At 70.8% G+C, this 24,739-nt stretch carries 29 protein-coding genes; 12 read left to right on the top strand and 17 right to left on the bottom strand.

All coding sequences use genetic code 11. From position 1 onward, the window contains the following. Positions 1–71: 71 nt before the first annotated feature. The 3 genes from JOB34_RS03280 to JOB34_RS03290 are packed head-to-tail and all read right to left on the bottom strand — an operon-like array spanning position 72 to position 2,870. On the bottom strand, positions 72–1,118 hold the full coding sequence (locus tag JOB34_RS03280; RefSeq protein WP_179479330.1) for an NAD(P)-dependent alcohol dehydrogenase: 1,047 nt from the start codon (positions 1,116–1,118) through the stop codon (positions 72–74). Between the two features lie 58 nt (positions 1,119–1,176). Next, on the bottom strand, positions 1,177–2,025 hold the full coding sequence (locus JOB34_RS03285) for a PD-(D/E)XK nuclease family protein (RefSeq protein WP_208051371.1): 849 nt from the start codon (positions 2,023–2,025) through the stop codon (positions 1,177–1,179). Then, positions 2,022–2,870 carry a PHP domain-containing protein gene (locus JOB34_RS03290; RefSeq protein ID WP_208051372.1) on the bottom strand — a complete coding sequence of 283 codons (849 nt, stop codon included), beginning with the start codon at positions 2,868–2,870 and terminating at the stop codon, positions 2,022–2,024. Before JOB34_RS03290 ends, JOB34_RS03285 begins: the two co-directional genes overlap by 4 nt. Before the next feature lie 79 nt (positions 2,871–2,949). On the opposite strand from JOB34_RS03290, the gene JOB34_RS03295 reads away from it, so the two are divergent. Genes JOB34_RS03295 through JOB34_RS03305 form a run of 3 tightly spaced genes read left to right on the top strand, consistent with a single transcriptional unit; the run spans position 2,950 to position 5,643 of the window. After that, on the top strand, positions 2,950–3,486 hold the full coding sequence (locus tag JOB34_RS03295) for a hypothetical protein (protein WP_208051373.1): 537 nt from the start codon (positions 2,950–2,952) through the stop codon (positions 3,484–3,486). Positions 3,487–3,491: 5 nt separating this feature from the next. Beyond that, the gene (locus JOB34_RS03300) at positions 3,492–4,103 is read left to right on the top strand and encodes a DcrB-related protein (RefSeq protein ID WP_208051374.1); all 612 of its coding nucleotides are present in this window, start codon (positions 3,492–3,494) and stop codon (positions 4,101–4,103) included. Positions 4,104–4,122: 19 nt separating this feature from the next. Then, positions 4,123–5,643: an aminopeptidase P family protein gene (locus tag JOB34_RS03305; protein WP_208051375.1), complete on the top strand. Its 1,521-nt coding sequence runs from the start codon at positions 4,123–4,125 to the stop codon at positions 5,641–5,643. A 4-nt stretch (positions 5,644–5,647) separates the two neighbouring features. Here JOB34_RS03305 and JOB34_RS03310 read toward each other — a convergent pair whose 3' ends face one another. Further along, positions 5,648–5,845 (bottom strand): hypothetical protein, encoded by a 198-nt coding sequence (locus tag JOB34_RS03310; RefSeq protein ID WP_208051376.1) that lies wholly within the window; start codon positions 5,843–5,845, stop codon positions 5,648–5,650. 50 nt (positions 5,846–5,895) lie between these two features. Here JOB34_RS03310 and JOB34_RS03315 point away from each other — a divergent pair, with 50 nt between their 5' ends. From JOB34_RS03315 to gndA, 5 genes are all read left to right on the top strand, one after another. Further along, entirely contained in the window at positions 5,896–6,396 is a 501-nt protein-coding gene (locus JOB34_RS03315) for a hypothetical protein (protein ID WP_208051377.1), read from the top strand. Between the two features lie 10 nt (positions 6,397–6,406). Beyond that, positions 6,407–7,729 (top strand): CBS domain-containing protein, encoded by a 1,323-nt coding sequence (locus JOB34_RS03320; protein WP_208051378.1) that lies wholly within the window; start codon positions 6,407–6,409, stop codon positions 7,727–7,729. Then, complete coding sequence (locus JOB34_RS03325; protein WP_208051379.1) at positions 7,726–8,328, top strand: DUF1003 domain-containing protein; 603 nt, start codon at positions 7,726–7,728, stop codon at positions 8,326–8,328. The genes JOB34_RS03320 and JOB34_RS03325 overlap by 4 nt, the downstream gene beginning before the upstream one ends. 28 nt (positions 8,329–8,356) lie before the next feature. Further along, positions 8,357–9,490, top strand: a complete 1,134-nt coding sequence (locus JOB34_RS03330; RefSeq protein WP_179479311.1) for a P-loop NTPase — start codon at positions 8,357–8,359, stop codon at positions 9,488–9,490. A 115-nt stretch (positions 9,491–9,605) separates the two neighbouring features. Then, the gene (gene gndA / locus JOB34_RS03335) at positions 9,606–11,063 is read left to right on the top strand and encodes an NADP-dependent phosphogluconate dehydrogenase (RefSeq protein ID WP_208051380.1); all 1,458 of its coding nucleotides are present in this window, start codon (positions 9,606–9,608) and stop codon (positions 11,061–11,063) included. A 16-nt stretch (positions 11,064–11,079) separates the two neighbouring features. Here gndA and JOB34_RS03340 read toward each other — a convergent pair whose 3' ends face one another. From JOB34_RS03340 to sigE, 4 genes are read right to left on the bottom strand one after another with little or no spacing between them, the layout of a single operon-like run. Then, positions 11,080–11,454 carry a preprotein translocase subunit TatA gene (locus tag JOB34_RS03340; protein ID WP_208051381.1) on the bottom strand — a complete coding sequence of 125 codons (375 nt, stop codon included), beginning with the start codon at positions 11,452–11,454 and terminating at the stop codon, positions 11,080–11,082. Between the two features lie 22 nt (positions 11,455–11,476). Continuing rightward, a complete protein-coding gene (locus JOB34_RS03345; RefSeq protein ID WP_243757534.1) occupies positions 11,477–12,649 on the bottom strand; it encodes a trypsin-like peptidase domain-containing protein in 1,173 nt (390 codons plus the stop codon). Positions 12,650–12,676: 27 nt separating this feature from the next. Further along, entirely contained in the window at positions 12,677–13,192 is a 516-nt protein-coding gene (locus tag JOB34_RS03350; RefSeq protein WP_208051382.1) for a zf-HC2 domain-containing protein, read from the bottom strand. Positions 13,193–13,215: 23 nt separating this feature from the next. After that, on the bottom strand, positions 13,216–13,860 hold the full coding sequence (gene sigE, locus JOB34_RS03355) for an RNA polymerase sigma factor SigE (RefSeq protein WP_208051383.1): 645 nt from the start codon (positions 13,858–13,860) through the stop codon (positions 13,216–13,218). A 172-nt stretch (positions 13,861–14,032) separates the two neighbouring features. Here sigE and JOB34_RS03360 point away from each other — a divergent pair, with 172 nt between their 5' ends. Beyond that, the gene (locus JOB34_RS03360) at positions 14,033–14,659 is read left to right on the top strand and encodes an O-methyltransferase (RefSeq protein ID WP_208051410.1); all 627 of its coding nucleotides are present in this window, start codon (positions 14,033–14,035) and stop codon (positions 14,657–14,659) included. A 68-nt stretch (positions 14,660–14,727) separates the two neighbouring features. Here the strand turns inward: JOB34_RS03360 and JOB34_RS03365 are convergent, their stop codons facing one another. Continuing rightward, on the bottom strand, positions 14,728–14,895 hold the full coding sequence (locus JOB34_RS03365) for a DUF3117 domain-containing protein (RefSeq protein WP_083450321.1): 168 nt from the start codon (positions 14,893–14,895) through the stop codon (positions 14,728–14,730). 167 nt (positions 14,896–15,062) lie between these two features. Between JOB34_RS03365 and JOB34_RS03370 the strand changes: the two genes are divergently transcribed. Then, entirely contained in the window at positions 15,063–15,869 is an 807-nt protein-coding gene (locus JOB34_RS03370; RefSeq protein WP_208051384.1) for an enoyl-CoA hydratase-related protein, read from the top strand. A 3-nt stretch (positions 15,870–15,872) separates the two neighbouring features. Here the strand turns inward: JOB34_RS03370 and JOB34_RS03375 are convergent, their stop codons facing one another. The 8 genes from JOB34_RS03375 to JOB34_RS03405 are packed head-to-tail and all read right to left on the bottom strand — an operon-like array spanning position 15,873 to position 22,502. Then, positions 15,873–17,117, bottom strand: a complete 1,245-nt coding sequence (locus JOB34_RS03375) for a hypothetical protein (RefSeq protein WP_208051385.1) — start codon at positions 17,115–17,117, stop codon at positions 15,873–15,875. Then, complete coding sequence (locus JOB34_RS17360) at positions 17,114–17,698, bottom strand: DNA-3-methyladenine glycosylase I (protein ID WP_347813697.1); 585 nt, start codon at positions 17,696–17,698, stop codon at positions 17,114–17,116. Before JOB34_RS17360 ends, JOB34_RS03375 begins: the two co-directional genes overlap by 4 nt. After that, on the bottom strand, positions 17,695–18,129 hold the full coding sequence (locus tag JOB34_RS17365; protein ID WP_243757535.1) for an SRPBCC family protein: 435 nt from the start codon (positions 18,127–18,129) through the stop codon (positions 17,695–17,697). Before JOB34_RS17365 ends, JOB34_RS17360 begins: the two co-directional genes overlap by 4 nt. Positions 18,130–18,149: 20 nt before the next feature. Then, complete coding sequence (locus tag JOB34_RS03385) at positions 18,150–18,452, bottom strand: DivIVA domain-containing protein (RefSeq protein WP_208051386.1); 303 nt, start codon at positions 18,450–18,452, stop codon at positions 18,150–18,152. Between the two features lie 45 nt (positions 18,453–18,497). Further along, on the bottom strand, positions 18,498–19,211 hold the full coding sequence (locus JOB34_RS03390; RefSeq protein WP_208051412.1) for a TIGR00730 family Rossman fold protein: 714 nt from the start codon (positions 19,209–19,211) through the stop codon (positions 18,498–18,500). Positions 19,212–19,246: 35 nt separating this feature from the next. Then, positions 19,247–20,317, bottom strand: a complete 1,071-nt coding sequence (gene dapE / locus JOB34_RS03395) for a succinyl-diaminopimelate desuccinylase (RefSeq protein WP_208051387.1) — start codon at positions 20,315–20,317, stop codon at positions 19,247–19,249. A gap of 22 nt (positions 20,318–20,339) precedes the next feature. Beyond that, entirely contained in the window at positions 20,340–21,512 is a 1,173-nt protein-coding gene (locus JOB34_RS03400) for a hypothetical protein (protein ID WP_208051388.1), read from the bottom strand. An 18-nt stretch (positions 21,513–21,530) separates the two neighbouring features. Continuing rightward, entirely contained in the window at positions 21,531–22,502 is a 972-nt protein-coding gene (locus JOB34_RS03405) for an aldo/keto reductase (RefSeq protein WP_208051389.1), read from the bottom strand. Positions 22,503–22,614: 112 nt separating this feature from the next. Between JOB34_RS03405 and dapD the strand changes: the two genes are divergently transcribed. Together dapD and JOB34_RS03415 are read left to right on the top strand one after the other, a co-directional pair. Then, a complete protein-coding gene (gene dapD / locus JOB34_RS03410) occupies positions 22,615–23,544 on the top strand; it encodes a 2,3,4,5-tetrahydropyridine-2,6-dicarboxylate N-succinyltransferase (RefSeq protein ID WP_179479288.1) in 930 nt (309 codons plus the stop codon). A 19-nt stretch (positions 23,545–23,563) separates the two neighbouring features. After that, positions 23,564–24,583, top strand: coding sequence for a hypothetical protein (locus JOB34_RS03415; RefSeq protein ID WP_208051390.1), 1,020 nt, complete (start codon positions 23,564–23,566; stop codon positions 24,581–24,583). Positions 24,584–24,739 lie beyond the last annotated feature (156 nt).

A 24,739-nucleotide genomic window follows, 5' to 3' on the forward strand; every position in this document is an offset into this window, starting at 1 on the left:
ACGACGAACAGGGTCGCGGCGCGCTCGATGGAGCGCGCCGCGACCCTGTTCGTGTCAGAGCCTGAGCAGAATCAGGCGGAGATGGTGCTGGTGTCGATCACGTAGCGGTAGCGCACCTTGCCGTCCACGACCTTGTCGTAGGCCGCGTCGACCTCGTCGGCACCGATGACCTCCACGGTCGCGCCGAAGTCGTGCTTGGCGCAGAAGTCGAGCATTTCCTGGGTCTCGGGGATGCCGCCGATGTTGGACCCGGCGACCACCTTGCTGCTGCCGATCAGCAGACCCGGTGCGATCTCGTACTTCTTGGGCGGCAGGCCCACCGAGACGAGCACGCCACGGGCCTTCAGCAGCCCCACGTAGTCCTCCATGGGCAGATCGGCGCTCACCGTGTTGAGGATGATGTCGAAGTAGCCCTTGAGGTCCTCGAAGACCTTCCCGTCCTTGGTGGCGAGGTGCTTGGTCGCGCCGAGCTTGACCGAGTCGTCGGCCTTGTCGGTGGTGCGCGACAGCACGGTCACCTCGGCGCCCATGGCGGCCGCGATCTTGACGCCCATGTGGCCGAGGCCGCCCATGCCGATGACGGCGACCTTGGTGCCAGGAGCGGCGCCCCAACGGCGCAGCGGGGAGTACGTCGTGATGCCGGCGCACAGCAGCGGCGCGGCGACGTCGAGACCCAGGCCCTCGGGGATGGTGAGGACGAAGCGCTCGGAGACGACGACGCCCTGGGCGTAGCCGCCCTTGGTCTTCTCACCGTCGTAGCCGGTGCCGTTGTAGGTCATCACGGCGCCCTTGACGCAGTGCTGCTCGTAGCCCTCCTTGCAGAACTCGCACTCACCGCAGGAGTCGACCATGCAGCCGACGCCGACGTGGTCGCCGACCTTGACGCGGGTCACGGCGTCACCGACCTCGGCGACGACGCCCGCGATCTCGTGGCCGGGCACCATCGGGAAGATGGCGGTGCCCCACTCCTCACGGACCTGGTGGATGTCGCTGTGGCAGATACCGGCGAACTTCACGTCGATGCGGACGTCGTCGTCGCGCAGCGCGCGAAGCTCGACGGGGCCGGCCTCGAACGAGCCGCTGGGCGACGCGACGGACAGGGCAGGAGTTGTTGTCATATCACCGACGTTACGACCGCGCGGGGGTCTCACGCCAATCAGGTGAGCCTTGTCACTCCTACGGTTCGAGTGCGGCCCAGGACTGCTGTTCCGGACCCATGAGCTGGCCCTCCGGGCAGTGCCGGCGGTAGTCGCACCACCGGCACAGCGCCGACGGGCGGGGCGCGAACACGGGCGATTCGACGCCCAGCTTGGCGTACGACGCGTCGGCCGCTCGCAGGTCGCGCCCGATGGACTCCGCCTCGGCGGCCTTGCGTTCCAGCGACTCCGGCGTGTGCTCGTGAGCCACGACCTCGCGAGTCGGCACGTGGTGCGGTTCGACGCGGGTGCACGCGCGTCGGAAGAGCCGCGCCACTGCCTGCGCGTAGAACGCCAGCGCCAACGACGTCCGCGCGTCGTCGCGCCCGAGCGGCCGCCGCGAGGTCTTGTAGTCGACGACCACCAGCTCGCCGTCACGGTCGTCCAGCCGGTCGATCCGACCGGTGAGCGCCAAGGTGGCGGTCTTCAGCCCCACCGTGCGCTCGATCCCCGCGGGCTGGGTGCTGCGATCGCTCTCGCGCAGGTAGTCCAGCACCTCGTCCGTGATCCGCGCACGCCAGCGCGCCGACTGCTCGGCGTCGCGGAACCCCACGTCGATCCAACTGGTGCGCACCAGTTCCCGCACGGCGTCCGGGGTGCGGGCATGCTCGGGCAGGTCCCAGAAGTCCCGTAGCACGTTGTGCACGACCAGGCCGACCGAGGTGTGCGCACGCTGTGCACGACCGGGCGGAGAGGGCCGGTCCAGGTAGCGCATCCGGTAGGCGCGCGGGCAGTCCAGCCACATCGACAGCTTGCTCGGGCTCGCGGAGTAGAGCCGCGCGGGAAGGCCGGGGATCTCGGTCTGCGTCGGCGTCTCGGATCCGCTCATGGCCACAGGATCCCGGTCGGGGAGGTCGCCTGTGCCGCGATCGTCTCGAGCACCTGCGGCGTCGTGGTGTTCTCGCCGAGCCGGTTGTCCTTGCCGCTGCCGTGGTAGTCGCTGGAGCCGGTGACGAAGAGCCCCAGCTCGCTCGCCAACTCCCCCGCGCGACGGCGCGAGGCGTCGTCATGATCGCGGTGGAAGACCTCGATGCCGCCCAGGCCGGCGTCGGCCATCTCGCGGATGACGCTCTCGTCCACCACCCGGCCGCGCTGATGGGCCAGCGGATGGGCCATCACAGGCACACCACCGGCTGCGCGCACGAGCTCGACCGTACGGGCGGGGTGCGGCGCGTAGTGCGACACGTGATACTTCCCACTCGACGCCAGGTAGGTCGCAAAGGCCTCGTTGCGGTCGGCGACCACACCGGCGACGACCATGGCGTCGGCGATGTGCGGGCGCCCCAGCGTCGCGCCGGGCGCGGCCTGGGCACGCACCTGCTCCCAGGTGAGACCGGTGTCCGGGGTGAGCAGGTCGACCATCCGGCGCGCGCGGTGCTCGCGGGAGTCGCGGGCGTGGTCCAGCTCACGCGTGAGCGGCTCACTGCTCGGATCGATCAGGTAGCCCAGCAGATGCACGCTGATGCCGCCGACCGAGCAGGAGATCTCGATACCGCGGACCAGGGCCACCCCCTGCTCGTGCACCGCCGACGCCGCCTGCTGCCAGCCACTGGTGGTGTCGTGGTCGGTGAGCGCGACGACGTCCAACCCGGCGACCGCGGCCGCGGCCATCACCTGCTGAGGCGCCTCCGTGCCGTCGCTCTCGGTGGAGTGGGTGTGGAGGTCGATGCGCACACCTTCGACCCTATCGAGACCCGCCGACACGCCTTCGGTCATGCACAGAGCAGTTGCCCGTCTTTGTCAGACTGGAGCGATGACCTCACCGCCCGCACCCACCCCCGGCGCGCCCGCCGGGTCCGAGGTCACGATCCCCATCCGCCGCCAGGTCACGCCGCCGAGCGTGCACCAGACCGTGCGCCTGATGTACGCCGGAGCCGTCCTCAGCGTGCTCGCCGCGTTGGTGGAGCTGCACGCGCGCGACGACATCCGCGCCTCCCTCGAGCGGCACAACGCGCACACCGGAGGCCGCCGGCTCGGCGCCCACGACATCAGCGACGCCGCCGGCTTCACCGTCTCGTTCATGGTCTGCGCCGCGATCCTCAGCGCGATCCTGTGGCTGGCGTTGGCCTGGGGCATCCGGCACGGCTCGCGCAGGGCCCGCCTCTTCGGCACGGTGCTGGCGGTGCTGTGCGTCCTCAAGGTCTACGGCACGATCACCCAGGGCGGCACCCCCGTGCTCGGGGTGCTGGTGGACCTGGCGCAGCTCGCGGTGGCCGTGGCGGTGACGGTCCTCATGTGGAGCAGGCGCAGTGCCGCCCACTTCGAGCCACCGGCGCGAGATCTAGGGTGACCGCCATGCCGACCGCTCGTGCGCGCCTGGCGCCCCTCCTCATCCTTCTTGCCACCTGCTCCGTCGCGGCCTGCGGCTCCAGCGGAAGCACGACGCCGCAGACGCCGTCCTACCCGACCTCCTCGGTCCCCCTCGGGGGCACGACCGCCTCCTCCAGCACCAGCGCGTACGCCGGCAGCACCGTCAGCGCGGACAAGTCCTTCTCGGTCGTGCTCCCGATCGGGTGGAAGCCGGTCAAGAGTTCCGCGTCCGGGGTGGTGATCTTCGTGCAGGCGCCCACCGCCACGCACGGGGTGCGCACCAACTTCAGCGTGCTGCGCCAGCAGGCGCCGCCCGGGGTGGCTCTGGCCGACGTCGTCGCACAGAGCCAGGCGAGCCTGCAGCAGGGCGGGTACGCCGTGACGGCCGCCTCCCCCACGACGGTCGGCGGCATCGAGGGCCAGGGGCTGACCGCCACCCGGACGGTGCAGGACAAGCAGATCAGCGAACGGCAGTACTTCGTCCAGCAAGGGTCGGCGATCTACATCACCACGATGACCTCCTCGGCACCCGACGCGGCCGCCGCGACCGCCGCGCAGACGGGCATCTTCGGTAGCTGGGCTTGGAGTCGTTCCTAGCCGGTGCGACGATGCCGGTATGAGTGAGAAGCAGCCGGCGGCCGAACATCGCAGCAAACCCACGAGCGCGCAGTTCCGTTCGTTCGTGGCCTCCGGGTGGGCACCGCGCCCGGATCAACCCACCCCGCGCGAGCCCGTGGCCGACCACACCGGTGCGCGCCGCGACGCACTCGGAGCCCGGTTCCCAGGCGAGCGACTCGTCATCCCCGCCGGAGGGCTGAAGGTCCGCAGCAACGACTGCGACTACGTCTTCCGGCCACACACCGCGTTCGCGCACCAGACCGGCCTCGGCAGCGACCGCGAGCCCGACGCGGTGCTCGTGCTGGAGCCGACCGAGGACGGCGGCCACGAGGCGACGATCTACTTCCGCCCGCTCGCCGGCCGCGACACCGAGGAGTTCTTCGGCGACTCCCGCTACGGCGAGTTCTGGGTGGGTGCCCGCCCTCGACTGGAGGACGTGGAATCCGAGCTCGGCATCGGCGCACGGCACATCGACGAGCTCAAGGACGCGGTGTCCAAGGACGCCGGCGAGGTGACCGTGCGGGTGGTGCGCGACGCCGACGCGGAGGTCACCGCGCTGATCGACGAGATCCGTGCGCAGACCGTGCAGACCCAGCAGCAGGCCGGCGACGACGACGACCGCGACCGGCACGAGCTGGACGACGAACTGGCCCGGGTGCTGTCCACCCAGCGTCTGGTCAAGGACGACTTCGAGATCGACCAGATGCGCGCCGCCGTCAGCGCGACCGCCCGCGGTTTCGAGTCCGTGATCGCCGACCTTCCGGACGCCGTACGCCGTGGGCGGGGCGAGCGCTGGGTGGAGGGTGTCTTCGGGCTCACCGCGCGTCACGAGGGCAACGGCGTGGGGTATGACTCGATCTGCGCCGCCGGCGACCACGCGACGACCCTGCACTGGATCCGCAACACCGGTGAGATCAAGGAGGGCGACCTGCTGCTGCTGGATGCCGGCGTCGAGGTCGACGCGCTCTACACCGCCGACATCACCCGCACCTTCCCCGTGACCGGCCGCTTCTCCGACGCCCAGCGCAAGGTCTACGACGCGGTCTACGCCGCGCAGGAGGCGGGGCTGGCCGCCGTACGACCCGGAGCCACGTTCGCCGACATCCACGCGGCGGCGATCCGGGTCATCGCCCAGACGCTCTTCGACTGGGGGCTGCTTCCGGACGGCGTCGACGTCGAGGCGACCCTGGACAAGGAGAACGGCCAGTACCACCGCCGCTGGATGGTGCACGGCACCAGCCATCACCTGGGCCTGGACGTGCACGACTGCGCGCGGGCCCGCGACGAGGACTACATGCAGGGCAGGCTGACCCCCGGCATGATCGTGACCGTCGAGCCCGGCCTGTACTTCAAGGCCGACGACGAGCTGATCCCGCCGGAGCTGCGCGGGATCGGCGTGCGCATCGAGGACGACGTGCTGGTCACGGCCACCGGCCACGAGAACCTGTCGGCGGCCATGCCCCGGGCCAGCGCCGAGGTCGAGGACTGGATCGCGCGCGTCTGGGCCGAGCGCTCCTAGTCCCTCAGGCGTGACCGGCGTTGTTGCCCGGCTCGCCGGGCAGCTCCGGCCCGGTGTCGCCGGGCACGGCGTCCTTCGCGTCCTCCTCGCTGATGCGCACACCGGCGAGCGGGTCGCCGCCGGCGGTGCCGGGCTCCTCGCTGACGGGCTGCTGGGTGTCGGTGTTCGGGTCTTCGGTGGTCGGCTCGTCGATGTCGCTCATGCGTTCGACGCTAACAGCAGCCGCCGACGTCGCACCGTTACGCTCCCGGCATGACAGTGCCCGTCACGCCCGTCACGGCCGCCGCGCCCGCCGCCTTCGGCAAGTCCGCCATCTGCTGGGTGCAGGTCGACGGCCGGGACTGGCCGGTCTGGTACGCGCCGCTGGGCGACGTCGCGTACGTCGTGTCGGGCCCGGGTGAGCAGGAGCTGCCCGCCCTTCCGGCGAGCGTGTCGATCACGTTGCGCGCCAAGGACACCCGTGAGTACGCCGGCAGATTCACCGCGTCAGCGACCCGGCTCCACCCCGGCGACGAGGAGTGGGACGAGGCCGTCGGGGCGCTGCGGCCGGCGCGGCTGAACCCCCCCGACGCCGATCCGGCCGCACGCTGGTCGCGGGACGGCGCGGTCTGGGCGCTGCGACCGGATTTCGACGCGCCCGCGCCGGTCGCGCCCGACGCACCGAGTGGCGCCCGCGAACCCGCACCGACCACTGCGACCACCCGCGGGCGGATGCCCGGTCACCTCGGAAAGCGTCGGCGACGCGAGGGCTAACCTGTCCACCGTGAGTTCACTGACTCGCGTGTTCATCGCGCGCATCTCCGGCCTGACGGTCCTCGATCCCCTCGGGGATCAGGTCGGGCGCGTGCGCGACGTGGTCGTCGTGTTCGCCTCGACGGGTGCCCTGCGCGCCATCGGCCTGGTCATCGAGGTGCCCGGCAAGCGGCGGGTCTTCGTGCCCATGACCCGGGTCACCAGCATCGACGCGGGCGCCGTCATCACCACGGGCCTGGTCAACATGCGCCGCTTCGAGCAGCGCACGAACGAGACCCTCGTGCTCGCGGAGCTGCTCGATCGCGAGGTCAACGTGCGCGACGAGGACGAGGTCTTCACCGGTCTGGTGGAGGACCTGGAGATCGAGCAGAACGCCCGCCGCGACTGGATGGCCACCAAGGTCTTCGTGCGCCGCTCCATCCCCGTCTCGGCCGCCTCGAAGGCGATGTCCCGGCTCACCCGGCGGCGCAGCGGCACCACGGTGCTGGTGCCCGTCAGCGACGTCACCGGCCTGCGCCGTCAGCCTGAGGCGCAGAGCGCCGAGCGGCTCCTGGAGACCTACGAGGACCTGCGCGTCGCCGACCTGGCCGAGGTCATCCACGACCTCACCCCCAAGCGCCGCGGCGAGGTCGCCGCCGCGCTGGACGACGACAAGCTCGCCGACATCATGCAGGAGCTGCCCGAGGACGACCAGGTCGAGATCATGACCGGCCTGGACGTCGAGCGTGCCGCCGACGTGCTGGAGGCGATGGAGCCCGACGACGCCGCCGACCTGCTCGCCGACCTGCCGCCCGCGCAGGCCGAGCAGCTGCTGCAGCGGATGGCGCCCGACGAGGCCGAGCCGCTGCGTCGCCTGATGGAGTACGACGAGAACACCGCCGGCGGTCTGATGACCACCGATCCCGTGGTCCTCGGCCCGGAGGCCACCATCGCCGAGGCCCTGGCACTCGTGCGCCGCGAGGAGGTCGCGCCCGCGCTGGCGTCCTCGATCTTCGTGTGCCGTCCGCCGCTGGAGACCCCCACCGGGCGGTTCATCGGCGTCGTGCACACCCAGCGGCTGCTGCGCGAGCCGCCGGCGTCCGCGGTCGGGATGATCATCGACAAGACCGTCGAGCCGGTCGCCGACGACGCGCCCCTCGGTCACGTGACCCGCACGCTCGCGACGTACAACCTGGTGAGCCTGCCGGTGGTTGACGACGCGGGCCGACTGCTCGGCGCCGTCACCGTCGACGACGTGCTCGACCACATCCTCCCCGAGGACTGGCGGGAGGCCAGGCACGAGGGCCGCCGCTACACGCAGGCATCCGGGTCGGACGCGGCGAGCGCGTCATGACCGACCTCGACACCGGCCGCAAGCGTCGCGGCGGACGCTCCCGCGCGACCCACGAGCGGCGCGAGCGCGACCGCATCGACCAGCCCCAGGAGATCCGCCGGGGGTTCCTGCCGAAGTTCCGGCCCGACGGTGACCGGTTCGGGGTCCTGAGCGAGCAGTTCGCTCGGTTCATGGGCACCGCGACGTTCCTGATCTGGATGAGCGTCTTCGTCATCGTCTGGCTGGCCTGGAACACGTTCCTGCCCCACTCGCTCCAGTTCGACCCGCGCAAGCTCAACTACACCCTGCTCACGCTCATCCTCAGCCTGCAGGCGTCGTACGCCGCACCGCTGATCCTCCTGGCGCAGAACCGCCAGGACGACCGCGACCGGGTCGCGCTGGAGCAGGACCGCAACCAGAACGCGCGCAGCCTCGCCGACACCGAGTTCCTCACCCGTGAGGTGGCCTCGTTGCGGGTCGCGATGCGCGAGACGGCTACCCGCGACTTCGTGCGGTCCGAGCTGCGCTCGCTGCTGGAGGAGATGGAGGAGCGCGGCCACCTGCGCGCCGCCGACGAGACGGGCCCGTCGACGTCCGGCTCCCCCACCAGCAAAGGCTGACCCGATCGGGCGGTTCTACACTTGTGGCATGCCCACCCCTACGGTCGACGCCGTTCGTGATGCCCTCTCCCGTGTCCAGGACCCGGAGATTCACCGACCCATCACCGAGCTCGGCATGGTCGAGAGCGTGGACGTCAGCGACAGCGGCCACGTCACCGTCACCATCCTGCTCACGATCTCCGGCTGCCCGCTGAAGGCCAAGCTCACCACCGACACCACACAGGCGGTGCAGACGGTCGAGGGTGTGACCGGCGTCGACGTACGCCTCGGCGTGATGAACGACGAACAGCGCGGCGCGCTCAAGGACCACCTGCGCGGGGGCGCCCAGGAGCGGGAGATCCCGTTCGCCAAGCCCGGATCGCTGACCCGCGTGTATGCGGTGGCATCCGGCAAGGGCGGCGTCGGAAAGTCCTCCGTCACCACCAACCTGGCGGCCTCGCTCGCGAAGCAGGGCCTGCGGGTGGCCGTGGTCGACGCCGACATCTACGGCTTCTCGGTGCCGCGGATGATGGGTGTGGAGCGCAAGCCCACCCAGGTCGACGACATGATCCTGCCCCCGGACAGCCACGACGTGAAGGTCATCTCGATCGGGATGTTCGTGCCGGGCAACCAGCCCGTGGTGTGGCGCGGCCCGATGCTGCACCGGGCGCTGCAGCAGTTCCTGGCCGACGTCTTCTGGGGTGACCTCGACATCCTGCTGCTCGACCTGCCGCCGGGCACCGGCGACATCGCCATCTCGGTCGCTCAGCTCATCCCCAACTCCGAGATCCTCGTGGTCACCACCCCCCAGCAGGCGGCTGCCGAGGTGGCCGAGCGAGCCGGGGCGATCGCGCTGCAGACCCACCAGCGCGTCGCCGGCGTCATCGAGAACATGTCCTGGCTGGAACTGCCCGACGGCAGCCGTCAGGAGATCTTCGGCAGCGGCGGCGGCGCCGCGGTCGCCGCCTCGCTCAGCCGCGCGATCGGTGCGCCGGTCGAACTGCTCGGCCAGGTGCCCCTGGACACCAACCTGCGCGAGGGCGCCGACGAGGGTCTGCCGGTCGTGCTGCGCAACCCCGACAGCGCGGCTGCCGTCGCTCTGCGCGGCATCGCGGCGGGCCTCGGAAGTCGCTCGCGCGGTCTCGCCGGGCGCTCCCTCGGTCTGACTCCCGCCGGGCGGTAGTCCGTCCCGCTGCTGCTCGCGGAATGCTTGACCTCCGGGCAGGGTTCGCACTGATAGTGATTCCTACCCCGACCGGGGCGCAGAGGACGCAGTGCAGCACTCGAGAGGAACGGCCATGAGCGACGACCACCAGCAGCAGGCCAACATCGGGGTCGTCGGCCTCGCGGTGATGGGATCGAACCTGGCGCGCAACCTGGCGTCCCGGGAGGGCAACACCGTCGCGGTCTTCAACCGCACCCAGGCACGCACCGACGATCTCGTGCGCGAGCACGCCGACGCCGGTTTCGTGGCGTCGGAGACGATCGAGGACTTCGCGGCCTCCCTGGCCAAGCCGCGTACGGCGATCATCATGGTGCAGGCCGGCGCGGGCACGGACGCCGTGATCGACCAGCTCGCCGACCTCTTCGAGGAGGGCGACATCATCGTGGACGGCGGCAACGCCAACTTCCAGGACACCATCCGGCGCGAGAAGCAGCTGCGCGAACGCGGCCTGAACTTCGTCGGCACCGGCATCTCCGGCGGCGAGGAGGGCGCGTTGCACGGCCCGTCGATCATGCCGGGCGGCTCCGCCGAGGCGTGGGAGACCCTCGGGCCGATCCTGCGATCCATCGCCGCCGTCGCCGAGGGCGAGCCGTGCGTGACCCATGTCGGCACCGACGGCGCCGGGCACTTCGTGAAGATGGTGCACAACGGCATCGAGTACGCCGACATGCAGCTCATCGCCGAGGCGTACGACCTGCTCCGGCGCGTCGGCAGGCACTCCACGAGCGAGGTCGCGCAGATCTTCACCGACTGGAACGACGGCGATCTGGAGTCCTACCTGATCGAGATCACCGCGGAGGTCCTGAAGCAGACCGACGCCGACACCGGCGAGCCACTGGTCGACGTCATCGAGGACCAGGCCGGCTCCAAGGGCACCGGCGTGTGGACCGTGCAGAACGCCGTCGGCCTCGGCATCCCGGTGTCCGGTATCGGCGAGGCGGTCTTCGCCCGCGCGGTCTCCTCCAAGCCGACCCAGCGGGCGGCCGTCCGGAAGACCGCGGCATCACGGCCGCAGATCCAGGAGGTCGGTGAGGGCTTCGAGGACGACGTGCGCGCCGCGCTCTACGCCTCGAAGGTGGTCGCCTACGCGCAGGGTTTCGACCTGATCATCGCCGGGGCCAGGGAGTACGACTGGGACATCGACCTCGGCGACATGGCGAAGATCTGGCGCGGCGGCTGCATCATCCGCGCCCAGTTCCTCAACCGGATCGTCGAGGCGTACGAGAAGAACCCCGACCTGGAGACCCTGCTCGAGGACCCCTACTTCGCGAACGCGGTCGCCGAGGGTGACGCGGCGTGGCGGCGCATCGTAGGCATCGCTGCCGCCTCGGGCATCCCGGCGCCGGGCTTCTCCTCTGCGCTCGCCTACTACGATGCGCTGTCCTCCGACCGGCTGCCGGCCGCGCTCGTGCAGGGGCTGCGCGACTTCTTCGGCGCGCACACCTACCAGCGGGTGGACAAGAAGGGCACGTTCCACACGTTGTGGTCCGGTGACCGCACCGAGATCGAGACGGAGCCCTCCACGCATTGAGGGCTGCCGGGCGCCCTCAGGTGGCGTCGACGTCGTACGGCGTGGCGCGGTCCGGATCCCACCGGCGGTGGTCCTCGTGCGCGACGATCCCGTCGTGGCCGAGGTAGGGCGCCTCCTCGGTCGGCTCGCCGGAGTCCTCGTCGTCGTAGAGCGCCTGGCGGATGATCTTGCGCGGGTCGTACTGGCGAGGGTCGTACTGGCGCCAGTCGATGTCCTCGAAGTCCGGCCCGAGCTGGTCCTTCAGGTTGCCCTTGGCGCCGTTGGCCATGTCACGGGCCTGCCGGACGAACGTGCGCAGCTTCTCCAGGTACTCCGGCATCCGCTCCGGCCCGATCAGGACCATGGCGGCGACGAGCAGGATCAGCAGTTTCCACGACGTGATCCCGAACATGTCACCATCCTTTCTGCGAGCCTCAGTTGTTGGTCGATGCGCTGGTCTGCACTGCGACACTACGGCTGCCGCCGTTGCTCGCGATCGTCAAGGTCACCGTGGCGCCGATCGGCTTGGAGCGCAGAGCCACGATGAACGCGGTCGGACCGGCCACCTTGACCCCGTCGACCGCGGTGATGACGTCGCCGGTGGCCACGCCGGCACGCTGCGCCGGGCCGCCTGCATCCACGCCCCCGACGCGCACTCCCGTCCCGTCGTAGTCCGTGTCGACCTGGATCCCGATGCTGGGGTGCTCCGCCTTGCCGGTCCTGATCAGCTGGTCCACCGTGCGCTGCACCTGTGCCGACGGGATCGCGAACCCCACCCCGATGTTGCCGCTCTGCTGGCCGTCCGACGCGCTGCTGCCCCCCGTACTGGCGATCGCCGAGTTCACGCCCACGACCCGCCCGTGCATGTCGAGCAGCGGGCCGCCGGAGTTGCCGGGGTTGATCGCGGCATCGGTCTGCACCGCGTTGAGGTAGGACACGTCCGACATCGACTGTCCGGTGGTGACCGGCCTGTTCAGCGCGCTCACGATGCCGGTGGTGACCGAGCCGGTCAGCCCGAGCGGCGCGCCCACCGCGATGACCGACTGCCCCACGATGAGCGCGTCGGAGTCGCCGTACCGCAGGGTGGGCAGGGTGCCGTGGGAGACCTTGATGACAGCCAGGTCGTACGACGCGTCGGCACCGATGATGCGGGCGCTCGCCGTGGAGTTGTCGGAGAACTGCACGGTCAGCCGGCCGGTCGAGCCGGCGCCCTCCGCGACGTGGTTGTTGGTGACGATGTAACCGTCGGAGCGGATCACGAAACCGGACCCGGTGCCGACGGGTTTGCCGGTGGAGTCGGCGATCTGGATGGTGACCACGCTGGGCAGCGACCGCTTGGCGATGGCGCTGACCTGCTCACCGCCCGCCACGTCCGCGGTATCCGTGCGGTCGTAGTGGTGGGTGATGAGCGAGCCGCCGACGCCACCGACCGCACCGGCGAGGAGCGCGAGCACCAGCGCGCCCCCGGCGAGCAGCCCCGCGCGGCCCTTGCGGGGCGACGTCGGCTGCGGGACAGGCGGCGGCCCGGGCACATGGAACGGTGGTCGAGGTCCATGGGGTGCACCGCCGGGCATGGGATCCGGGCTCGGCGGGTCGAACGGCGTCATACCGGCGATTGTCGCCTACGACACGGGTCAGTGGCCGCCGGACCGCACCATCGCCGCGCGCACGACAGGATCGGCCACCGGCTCGGTGCCGGAACCGCTCGAGGCCCGGGGCAGCTGCCGTACGACCGAGGACCCTCCCCGTTGCATCTGACCCGGCGTCCCGCCGGTGGTGCCCACCGGCACCTGGACCGCGACGAGCGCGGCGCCGACGCATCCCGCCACGGCGAACACGGCGCACGCGACGGAACGCCGTGCCGATGCGTACTGCGCGGGCGCGGAGATCGCCAGGGTGGCCGGCCCCTGCGGCCGGATGGGTGCGCACTCCCGGTGCACCTCCCGCGCCATGTGCATCAGCCCGGCCGCGAGGTCGTGCTGGCCCTGATGACCCAGGGTGAAGCTGCGCATCCGCGCGATGACCTCGCGCTGCTCCTGCACGAAGGCGCGGCAGTGCAGGCAGACCGATAGATGCCGCTCGACGCCGCAGGTCCGCTCAGGGTCCAGCATCCCGTCGACGTAGTCGGACAAAACGTCCTGATCGTGCATGTCGTGCCCGTCACGCACGCGGATCATAGGGAACCCGCCGGCATCGCCGGCATGCTCAGACCCGGGCGGGTGGCAGGCGCCGTGGACGTGGTCTGCGGACGGGGCGCCCGGTGGGCCAGCGCCTCGCGCAGCTGTGCACGCCCGCGGTGGATCCTCGATCGCACCGTGCCGAGCTTCACGTCCAGGGTCGCGGCGATCTCCTCGTACGACAGGCCCTCGATGTCGCACAGCACCACGGCCGCGCGGAAGTCGGGTGCGAGCGCGTCCAGGGCCCGCTGGATGTCGTCGTCGAAGTGCGCGTCGACGTAGGTCTGCTCCGGACTGCCCTCACGGCTCGGGAGCCTCGCTGCGGACTCGTCGGAGAGGGCGTCGAAGCGGATGCGCTGCTTGCGGCGCATCTTGTCCAGGAAGACGTTGGTGGTGATGCGGTGCAGCCAGCCCTCGAACGTGCCGGGACGGTAGGAGCCGAGCGAGCGGAACACGCGCAGGAACACGTCGTGGGTGAGGTCCTCGGCATCGTGCACGTTCCCGGTCAGGCGGTAGGACAGCCGGTAGACGCGCGCGGAGTGCTCGGTGACGATCTCCTCCCAGGTGGGCGGCACCCAGCCCGGTGGCGCCTCGTCGGGCACGATCGTGCGGGTCGTCGACGGGGCATGCTGGGTCGTCATGACCTCAGCCTCGCCAGGTCCGCTGTGCGTGGGCTGTGCGGTTGCTTGGCATCCTCGATGCGGTGCATATCGCTTCAACGTACGACGGGTCCGGAATGTTCTCCCGGCGGCCGAGCAGATCGGTGCCGTATTGGTATGTGCCGCCGCGGCCCGGCAGACTGCACCCATGCAGATGCGCGCGTCAAGCTGGAGCTACGCCGAGGACTTCGTCACCGAGCCCGAGGCCGCCGCCCGCGCCCGCGAGCGGGGAGAGAAGCTCGGCGCGACCCCGATCGGCACGGGCACCGGAGCCGCGTTGCAGACCCTGGCCGCCGCGGCGCGTGCCACGTCGGTCGTCGAGGTGGGCACGGGAGCGGGAGTCTCCGGCCTGTGGCTGCTCTCCGGGATGCCGGCACGGGGGGTCCTCACGACCATCGACGTCAGCGCCGAACACCAGAGCGCGGCCCGCGAGGCCTACGCCGAGGCGGGTGTCGCGCCGCACCGGCTGCGCATCATCTGCGGCAACGCCCTCACGGTGCTCCCCCGGCTGACCGACTCGGCGTACGACATGGTGCTGGTCGACGGTCACAAGCCCGACTACCCCGTGTACGTCGAGCAGGCCCTGCGACTGCTGCGCCCAGGCGGCGTGCTGGCGATCGACAACATGCTGTGGCACGACAAGGTCGCCGACCCGGTGGCGCGCGACGAGGCCACCACCATCGTGCGCGACCTCGGCAAGTCGCTACGCGACGACCCGACGTTGCGGGTCGCGCTGCTGCCGGTCGGCGACGGCCTGCTGACCGTCGTCACCCCCGACTGACCGGGGCCCGCACAAGAACGAAGACCCCACCCGAGCGGGTGAGGTCTTCGTCGCGGATGAGGGTCGCCTCAGCCGATACAGCCCTTGATCGCATCACCGAGCGCGGCGGCCTCCTCGGCGTTCATCTCCACCACCAGCCGGCCACCGCCTTCGAGCGGCATGCGCAGCAGGATGCTGCGGCCCTCTTTGGTGACCTCGAGCGGGCCGTCTCCGGTCCGCGGCTTCATCGCCGCCATGGTGCTCCCTTCGGTGGCGTGACGCCTTCGCGCCACCCGCCACGCAGCTTTCCGAACGATCTGCTGGCCGGAACGGCCTCGCAATTGAGCCTTATTATCGCCGAACCGGGTGCGTTGCGGAAATCCGCCGCGCCCCGCACACCCGCCCGTTCCCCGAGGAGACCCCGATGACGTCCGCCGCCGAGCAGGCCGAACACCCCGTCGTAGTCACGCACACCGAGGGCGTCGCCACCGTCCGGCTGAACCGGCCCGAGGCCATGAACGCCCTGGACCTCGCGACCAAGGAGTCGCTGCTGTCCAACCTGCAGGAGCTGGCGGCGGACACGCAGGTGCGTGCCGTCGTGCTCACCGGCACCGGCAAGGCGTTCTGCGTCGGGCAGGACCTCAAGGAGCACGTCACGCAGCTGCGCAGCGGCGAGCCGCTGTCCTCGACGGTGGAGTCGCACTACAACCCGATCGCCACCCTCCTGCTCACCATGGACAAGCCGGTGATCGCCGCCGTCAACGGCATCGCCGCCGGTGCGGGTGCGTCGATGGCGTTCGCGGCCGACGCGCGGATCGTCGCGGACACCGCCGGCTTCAACACCTCGTTCGCGGCCATCGGGCTCTCCAGTGACACCGGGTCGTCCTGGACGTTGCCGCGGTTGATCGGCTACCCGGCGGCGCGCGAGCTGCTGATGTTCCCCCGGACCGTCCCGGCGCAGGAGGCGCAGCAGCTGGGGTTGGTGACCCGCCTCGTGCCGGCGGCCGAGCTGGAACAGACCGTCGCCCGGTTCGCGGCGCAGCTGGCGGCCGGGCCGACGCTGGCGTACGCCTCGATCCGGCAGGCTCTGGCCTACTCGGCCGGTCACGACCTGGAGGCGTCCCTGGCACACGAGGCGGAACTCATGGCGCGCACGGGGTCCTCGCAGGACCACGCGGCCGCGGTCGAGGCGTTCCTGTCCAAGACGCCGGCCCGCTTCGAGGGACGCTGAGGTTCAGATCGGGTTGCCGACCGGCGGCACGAAACGCAGCAGCGTCCAGGCCCACCAGACCTGCCAGCCGAGCGAGAGCAGCAGGAAGACCGCGCACCGCAGCGGGACGAGGACGCGGCGTTCGCGGCGCACCCATCCGACGCCGAGCGTGACGGGCACCAGCGGGAAGAGGAACATCGCGTAGCGGTAGGTGCTGGTCCACACGTCGACGGTCGCGACCAGGTACGCCGCGTACGCCACGGTCCAGCCCAGCAGCACCGGTCCGAGCGCGCGCGCCCACGGCCCGGTGACCATCACCACGAACGTCGCGAGCAGCGCCACGAGGACGATGACCGCCCCGACCTGGCCGAAGAGCAACTCGAAGTTGCGCACCCAGGGCACGAAGAATACGACTCCGTCAGCGCGCCAGGCGCCCTGGGTGTCGAAGTACGCCGACCGGACGCCGGTCACCCGACCGGCGATCTGCGCCCACAACAGCGCCCCCACGACGCCCGCGGCCGCCACCGCCGACATGCCGACCCAGTCGCTGCCCCGCACCGGCCGGATGCGCCGCTCGCGCCACCTCGAGACGGCCACGGCCAGGACGACCAACACCATCGGCGCGGCGATGGGACGGGTCAGGCCCATGGTGAGCGCGAGGACGGCGGCCACGACCCACTGCTCACGCTCGAGCGCCAGCAGGAAGCCCATCAGCACCAGCAGTGCCAGCGACTCGGTGTAGGTCATCTGCAGGGCGATCGCCGGCGGCAGCGCACTGAAGACCACCGCACTGGCGATCGCGGCCGGCGCGCCGATCCGGTCGCGCAGCAGCACGGCCATCACCGCCACCGCGGCGCCGCCGAGCACCAGTGACAGCAGAGAACCGGCCACCGCGAACGAGGCTCCGGTCACGAGCATCAGGCACTTCACGGCGAGCGGGTAGAGCGGCAGGAACGCCCAGGCGTTCTGCGCGACCTTGCCGTCCTGACCGACCGGCAGGTGATGCGGGTACCCGTGCGCGGCGATCTCCTGGTACCACCGCCCGTCCCACATGCGGGTCTCGTCCCAGTACGTCGCGTGGCCGCCGGAGACCCCGCCCGGAACGCCGGCGGGCGGCTGATGACGGGCCAGCCAGATCATCAGGACGGCCGAGAACGCCCGGCAGACCAGATATCCGAGCACTACCAGCGGCACCAGGCGACGGTCGGCCAGGATCCGCCAGTCGGCGCGCGCGCGTGCGACGGCGCGGGGGGCCAACAGAGCGGTCACGCGCTCGCCGCGGACCGGTGACAGTCACGCAGGTGGTCATCGACCACCCCGCAGGCCTGCATCGCGGCATACATCGTGGTGGGCCCGACGTGCGCGAAGCCCGCCGTCTTCAGCTCCTTCGCCAGCGCCACCGATTCCGGGGAGGTCGCTCGGACGTCGGCGAGCCCGGCCGGCGGGGTGTGCACAGCGGGTGCGTGCGACCAGAAGAGCTCATCGAGACCGCCGCGCTCGCGCAGCGCGAGGGTGGCACGGGCGTTGGCGCGGGCCGCCTCGATCTTGCGGCGGTTGCGCACGATCGCGGTGTCCTGCAGCAGCCGCTCGACGTCCGCGTCGTCGTACGCCGCCACGACCTGCGGGTCGAAACCGGCGAACGCAGCGCGGAACCCCTCCCGCTTGCGCAGGATCGTGAGCCAGGACAGCCCGGACTGGAACGCCTCGAGGGTTATCCGCTCCAGCAGTGCGCGCTCGCCGCGCACCGGGACACCCCATTCGGTGTCGTGATAGACGAGGTAGTCCGGGCTGGATCCCCAGGCACAGCGTGCCAATCCGTCCTCTCCGACGACCACCCCGTCGGATGTCACTGCGACTCCGCGGCCGCGACGATCTTCTTCAGCACTCCGGCGTAGAGGGCCCGGCTGATCGGGCGGCTGACCGGTCTGCTGACCGCGGCGAGCGATGCGGGCGCCGGCCGGACGTCGGTCACCCACGTCAGCTGCGACCCGGTCGACGTGGGCGTCACCGTGAAGGACACCGTGCCCGCGAGGACCTTGCCCAGTTTGCGGATGGCGAACGATCCGGGCCCACCGTCCCGCGGCGGATCCCACTCGGTGACCACCATTGGGTCGGGCATCGCCAGCGGACCGAGCCGGCTGGTCGCGGTGAAGTGCTGCCCCACCCCGGCCGGCTCGTCGCCGACCGACATCCGGGTCAGCGGGAAGTAGTCCCCGTGCCGCGACCAGTCCGAGGCGACCGCCCACACGGCGTCGGCGGAGGCGGTCGTGTCGCGCGTCATGCGGATGACGGCCATCGTTCTCAGTCCCGCCGCGGGTGCGGCGCGGAGGCATCGGCACGCAGCCGGGCGATCTCGTCGTCCCGCTCTCCGAGGGCCGCGACCAGACGGTCGAGCACGTCGTCCACCTGACCCATCCGATAGCCGCGCAGGGTCTGGTCGAAGCGCACGGACTCCACGTCCTCGACGGCGAGTCGGCCCTCGGGCAGACCGGTGTAGGGCGTCGTCGTGGTCGGCTCGTCCATATGGCCGCCGAACCAGCCGGCGATGCCCGCGAGCACGGCACCCACCAGCAGCACGAGGAGCACCAGCAGGAAGATCGTCACCGCGCCAGACTATCCGGCAGACCCGGCGCCGACTCCACGCCGCGGCTACTCCGGGCGGCTCGCGGCAATGACCGCGTTCTCCTTCACGATCGCCTGCACCGCGTCGGCCGCGGTATCGACGACCTGCAGGCGTGCGACGTCGCTGGCGGCGATCATCCCGTGCTCCAGCACGGTTGTGCCGAGCCACTGGATCATCGGCTCCCAGAACGACCGCCCGATGAGGACGACCGGGAAGCTGGTCACCTTCTGGGTCTGGGCCAGGGTGAGGGCCTCGAACAGCTCGTCGAGCGTGCCGAAACCGCCGGGCAGCACGACGTACCCCTGCGCGTACTTCACGAACATCGTCTTGCGCACGAAGAAGTAGCGGAAGTTCACGCCCAGGTCGACGTAGTCGTTGAGGCCGGACTCGAAGGGCAGCTCGATGCCGAGCCCGACACTGGTGCCGCCCGCCTCGTGCGCGCCCTTGTTGGCCGCCTCCATCGCGCCGGGTCCACCGCCGGTGATCACCGCGTAGCCGGCGTCGACGAGCAGCCGCGCGACCTCCTCGCCCATGGCGTAGAGGTCCGAGCCGGGTTTCAGCCGGGCCGAGCCGAAGACGCTGATCGCCGGGCCCAGCTCGGCGAGGGTGCCGAAGCCCTCGACGAACTCCGCCTGGATGCGCATGACCCGCCATGGGTCGGTGTGCACCCAGTCGGTGTCCTGGTCCTTGTCCAGCAGCCGCTGGTCGGTCGTCGTCGCGGGCAGGTACTTGCCCCGCATCGTGCTCGCACCCTTGCGGTGCGTACGCCGCCCGCTCACGCCAGCCACCGGGTCAGCGCCGCCAGCGCGTCCTCGATCTGCTGCTCGGGACACCGTTCGTCGTCGGTGTGCGCGAGGTTCGGATCACCGGGACCGAAGTTCACCGCCGGGATGTCCAGCGCCGCGAACCGGGCCACGTCGGTCCAGCCCTCCTTGGCCACGACGGGCAGCCCCAGCGCGTCGACGAACGCCTGGGCAGCGGGCTGGTCCAGACCGGGTCGGGCGCCGATCGCGCAGTCACCCAGCGTCACGTCGTACCCGCTGAACACCTGCTGCACGTGGGCCAGTGCCTCCTCCGCGGACTTGTCGGGGGCGAAGCGGTAGTTGACGCTGACGGTGCACACGTCGGGGATCACGTTGCCGGCGATGCCGCCGCTGATGCCCACGGCGTTGAGCGCCTCGTGGTAGTCGAGGCCGTCGACCTGCACGGTCGCCGGCTCGTACGCCGTGAGCCGCGCCAGCACGTCGCCCGCGTCGTGGATCGCGTTGTGCCCGTTCCACGGTCGCGCGGAGTGCGCCGAGGTCCCCTTCGTCACGACGTCGACCCGCAGGGTGCCCTTGCAGCCGCCTTCGATGCCGCCGTTGGTCGGTTCGAGCAGCACGGCGAACTCGGCGTCGAGCAGGTCGGGCTGCTGCTCGCCGATGCGCTTGAGGCCGTTGAACTCCTCCTCGATCTCCTCGCAGTCGTAGAAGATGAAGGTGACGTCCCGCGACGGATCGGGCACCCGCGCCGCCAGCGCGAGCTGCACCGCGACGCCGCCCTTCATGTCGGTGGTGCCGCGACCCACCAGCATCCCGTCGACGCGTCGTACGGGGATGTTGGGCGGATCGGTCAGCGGGACGGTGTCCAGGTGACCCGCCAGCACCACCCGCTCGTCACGGCCGAGTTCTGTGCGGGCGACGACCACGTTGCCGTCGCGCACGACGTCCAGGTGCGGCAGCGACAGCAGCGCGGCCTCGACCGCATCGGCGATCGCACGCTCCTGAGTGCTGACCGAAGCGATGTCGCACAGATCGGCGGTGAGGGTGACCACGTCCCGGGTCAGGTCGAGCGTGTGGATCGGCATGGGCCTCATCCTGTCCCATCGGTCACGGTGCGCCGCCGAAGCCCGGCCCACGCAACACCCCCCAGGCCCAGACGACCTGCAGGATCACGAATGCCAGACACCATCCGATCGCTCGCGCTCCCTGGCGCCTGCTGGGTCGGGCGCGGCCGGCGCCGATGAGGACGACCGCCAGGGGGAAGGCGGGCAGCAGGTAGCGCACGACGCTGGCGTTGACCAGAGCGGCCGCCGCGATGTACCCGAGGTAGGCGACCACCCAGAGGCGCAGCACCCAGCCCAGACGCTGCGCCCAGGGTCCGAGCGCCAGCGCCAGGATGCCGAGACCGACCGCCACGGCGATCGCGACGCTGACGGGGGTGGGCACGACCCGGTTCAGCTGGCTGAGCAGCGAGCCGAACGGGTGCGCCTTGTCGGTGAACTGCCAGGCGAGCTCGGTGAGGACGTAGCCGTTGCGCACGCCGGTGCGCCACCCGACGTACGCCGCCCAGATCCACCCTGCGAGCGCCGTGACCACCACCATCGCCACGATCCGGATGCGCTCGCCGCGCAGGAGTGGACGGTCCGCGCGGGCGCGCCACCGCAGCCACGCCGCGACCAGTGCGGCGACGATCAACGGCGGCCCGAGCGGCCGCGCCAGACCCACCACAGGCGCCAGAACCGTTGCTATGAGCCATTTCTCACGCGTGAGTGCCCACAGCAAGGCGCCGAGCAGCAGCATGGCCAGCGACTCGGTGTAGGCCATCTGCAGGGTCGGCGACGCCGGGCTCGCGGCCCACAGGATGGCCGCGACCGCAGCGGCCGCCGGTCCGACGAACCGCCGCAGCAGGACCACCAGCATCCCTGTCGCCGCGACGCCCAGCACCAGGCTGAGGGTCGTGGCGACGACCTCGAACGATCCGCCGGTCGCCCATATCAGGGCTCGGATCAGCCCGGGGTAGAGCGGCAGGAACGCGTACTCATTCTCGGCCACCGACCCGTCCGGGCGGTGCGGCAGCGTGGCCGGGTAGCCGTGCTCGACGATCCGGCGGTACCACTGGCCGTCCCACTGGGTGGCGACACCGAAGTAGTCGCGCGACGGGTGGTGGTAGGCGTGCTGGCCGACCCAGATGATGACCAGCGCCGAGATCGCGCGCAGCACGACGTACCCGACGCATGCGGTGAGCACCGGGTGGGTGCGCAGCACCTGACGGACGGACACGTGCGCCAGGGTCGCAGATCAGCTGAAGCCGGCGGGCTCCCGCACCGTGTACGACGCCTCGAGACGATCGCACTCGACGTCGGTGAGCTCCAGGTCGACCGCCGCGATCGCGTCGTCGAGGTGGGCGGCCTTGGTGGCTCCCACGATCGGCGAGCTCACCACGGGGTTGCGCAGCACCCACGCGAGCGCGACCTGCGCGCGGGTGACCCCGCGCTCGTCCGCGACCTTGGCCACCTCGTCGACGATCGTGCGGTCCTCGTCGCGGTAGAGCGACTTGCCGAACTCGTCGGTCTCACTGCGCGTGCTGGTGGCGTCCCAGTCGCGGGTGAGCTTGCCGCGGGCCAGCGGGCTCCAGGGGATCGACCCGACGCCCTCGTCGGCGAGCAGCGGGAACATCTCCCGCTCCTCCTCGCGCTGGAGGAGGTTGTAGTGGTCCTGCATGGTCACGAAACGGGTCCAGCCGTTCGCATCGGCGACGTGCAGCGCCTTGGCGAACTGCCACGCCCACATCGAGGAGGCGCCGACGTAGCGCGCCTTCCCCGACCGCACGACGTCGTGCAGCGCCTCGACCGTCTCCTCGATCGGCGTCTCGGGATCCCAGCGGTGGATCTGGTAGAGGTCGACGTAGTCGGTGCCGAGGCGCCGCAGGCTCTCGTCGATCTGCGTCAGCACCGCACCGCGGGAGAGGCCCGCGCCGTTCGGTCCCGGGCCCATCCGGCCGTTGAGCTTGGTCGCGATGACGACCTCCTCGCGGCGGGCGAAGTCCTTCAGTGCGCGTCCGGTGATCTCCTCGCTGGACCCGGCGGAGTAGACGTTCGCGGTGTCGAAGAAGGTGACCCCCGCCTCGATCGCCTGCCGGAAGAACGGCCGGCTGGCCTCCTCGTCCAGGCTCCAGGGGTGCGCTCCACGTTGCGGCTCGCCGTAGCTCATGCAGCCCAGCGCGATCCTGGAAACCTGCAGGCCCGTCGTACCCAGTCGGGTGTACTTCATGACTGTCGCTCCTCGCCGTCGGTTCGCTTTTCTATGCGACCGTACGCCGACACGCACCGGCCCCGCGTCGGGGACGGGCTGATACGACAGGTCGCTCACCTACCCTGGGGCCATGACGCGCAGCGCCTGGGGTCATGGCCTCACGACCACGACGTACGACGGCACCGTCCTCGACACCTGGTACCCCACCCCCCAGCTCGGTGACGCGCCCGCGGACGACCCGTACTCCACGCCGGCCCGCCTCGCCGCGCTGGCAGGCGACGACATCGCGCGCAGGGTCAAGACCGCGACGGTCTCCACCCAGGTCGACCTGGACGCGCCGCCCGCCGACGTGCCCGACGCGTACCTGCGCCTGCACCTGCTGTCCCACCGGCTCGCGCGGCCGAACTCGATCAACCTGGACGGGCTCTTCGGGGTGCTGTCCAACGTGGTCTGGACCAGCGCGGGTCCCTGCCCCGTCGAGGGGTTCGAGGAGACCCGGATGCGGTTGAAGATCGACGGGCCGGTGCATGTCTACGGCGTCGACAAGTTTCCTCGGATGACCGACTACGTCGTGCCGTCGGGCGTCCGGATCGCCGACGCCGACCGGGTCCGGCTGGGTGCGCACCTGGCGCCGGGCACGACGGTCATGCACGAGGGTTTCTGCAACTTCAACGCCGGCACGCTCGGCACCTCGATGGTGGAGGGTCGCATCGTGCAGGGCGTGGTGGTCGGCGACGGCAGTGACATCGGTGGGGGCGCCTCGATCATGGGCACCCTGTCCGGCGGCGGCAAGGAACGGGTGTCCATCGGCGAGCGCTGTCTCATCGGAGCACAGGCCGGGGTCGGTATCTCCCTCGGCGACGACTGCGTGGTCGAAGCGGGCCTCTACGTCACCGCGGGCACCAAGGTCACTCTCGACGACGACTCGGTCGTCAAGGCCCGCGATCTGTCCGGGCGATCCTCGATGCTCTTCCTGCGCGACTCCACCACCGGCGTCGTCCGATGCCGGGGTCGCCAGGGTCACGGCATCGCCCTCAACGACGTACTGCACCAGAACTGAAAGAGCCACCGTCCCCCACATGCCATTCCGCAAGAAGAAGGATCCGCACGCCCACGACCGCGAGTTCGACGGGTTGTACGACGATCACCTCGACGCCTCACGTGAGCCCGATGACGCGCACGGTTGGGACCACGACGTGGATCCCCACGATCCCGTGGCGCAGTTCGACTTCCACGACGCACCCCGCCGACGGCGCGGCTGCGGGTGGACCGCCGGCTGCCTGGTGCCGATCGTGCTCGTGGCGGCGGTGGCCGGTGGCGCGTACTACGGCTACCAGCATCTGCTGGACAACTTCGGCTCACCCACCTGCCAGTTCACCGCGAACGGCAGCTTCGAATACTCCCCCGAACAGGCCGCGAACGCCGCGACCATCGTCGACGTCGGCACGATGAAGCTGGGCCTGGAGCCACGCGCCGCGCAGGTCGCCGTCGCGACCTCGATCACCGAGTCCAAACTGCGCAACCTCACCTACGGCGACCGGGACTCCCTCGGGCTCTTCCAGCAGCGGCCCAGCCAGGGTTGGGGCACCCAGGCCGAGATCCTCGATCCGGTGCAGTCCAGCACCGCCTTCTACAACCGGCTGACCAGCATCGACGGCTGGCAGGCGCAGGCCGTCGAGGTCGCGGCGCAGGAGGTACAGCGCTCGGGGGTTCCCACGGCGTACGCGGACCACGTATCGGCCGGTCAGGTGCTGACCGCCTCCCTCGACGGTGGCGCACCGGAGAAGGTGACCTGCCGTCTCGACCCGGCCAAGACCTCCTCCACCCCCGCGGCGGTGGTGTCGAAGATCGCGAATCAGACGGGTCTGCAGGCGAATGCGGGTACCTCGGACGTCACCTTCCGCGCCCGCAGCACCGACCGCGCCTGGGCTGTCGCCGCGTGGGCGGTGACCCACGCCGACGCCGAGGGCATCACCAGCGTCACCGTCGGTGATCGTGAGTGGAAACGGCATCGTGGCCGTGACGGCGCGAAGTGGATCGGCGCGAGCAGGTCGGCCGGGTCGGCGACCAGCGTGCGGATCACGCTCGCCGGCCGCTGATCCCCCGCGCCCGCCCTCCTTCCGGCCCGCTCGGCCCCGAACGACGCAAGCCCAGATGCACGACGGCCGGTCACCCCGCGGGGTGACCGGCCGACTGCATCCTCACAGTGCGTGAGTCGCTCTACTTGGCAAGGCCCTTCATGATCTCGCGCATCA

The sequence above is a fragment of the Allobranchiibius sp. GilTou38 genome (assembly GCF_017565325.1).
GTDB lineage: Bacteria > Actinomycetota > Actinomycetes > Actinomycetales > Dermatophilaceae > Allobranchiibius > Allobranchiibius huperziae.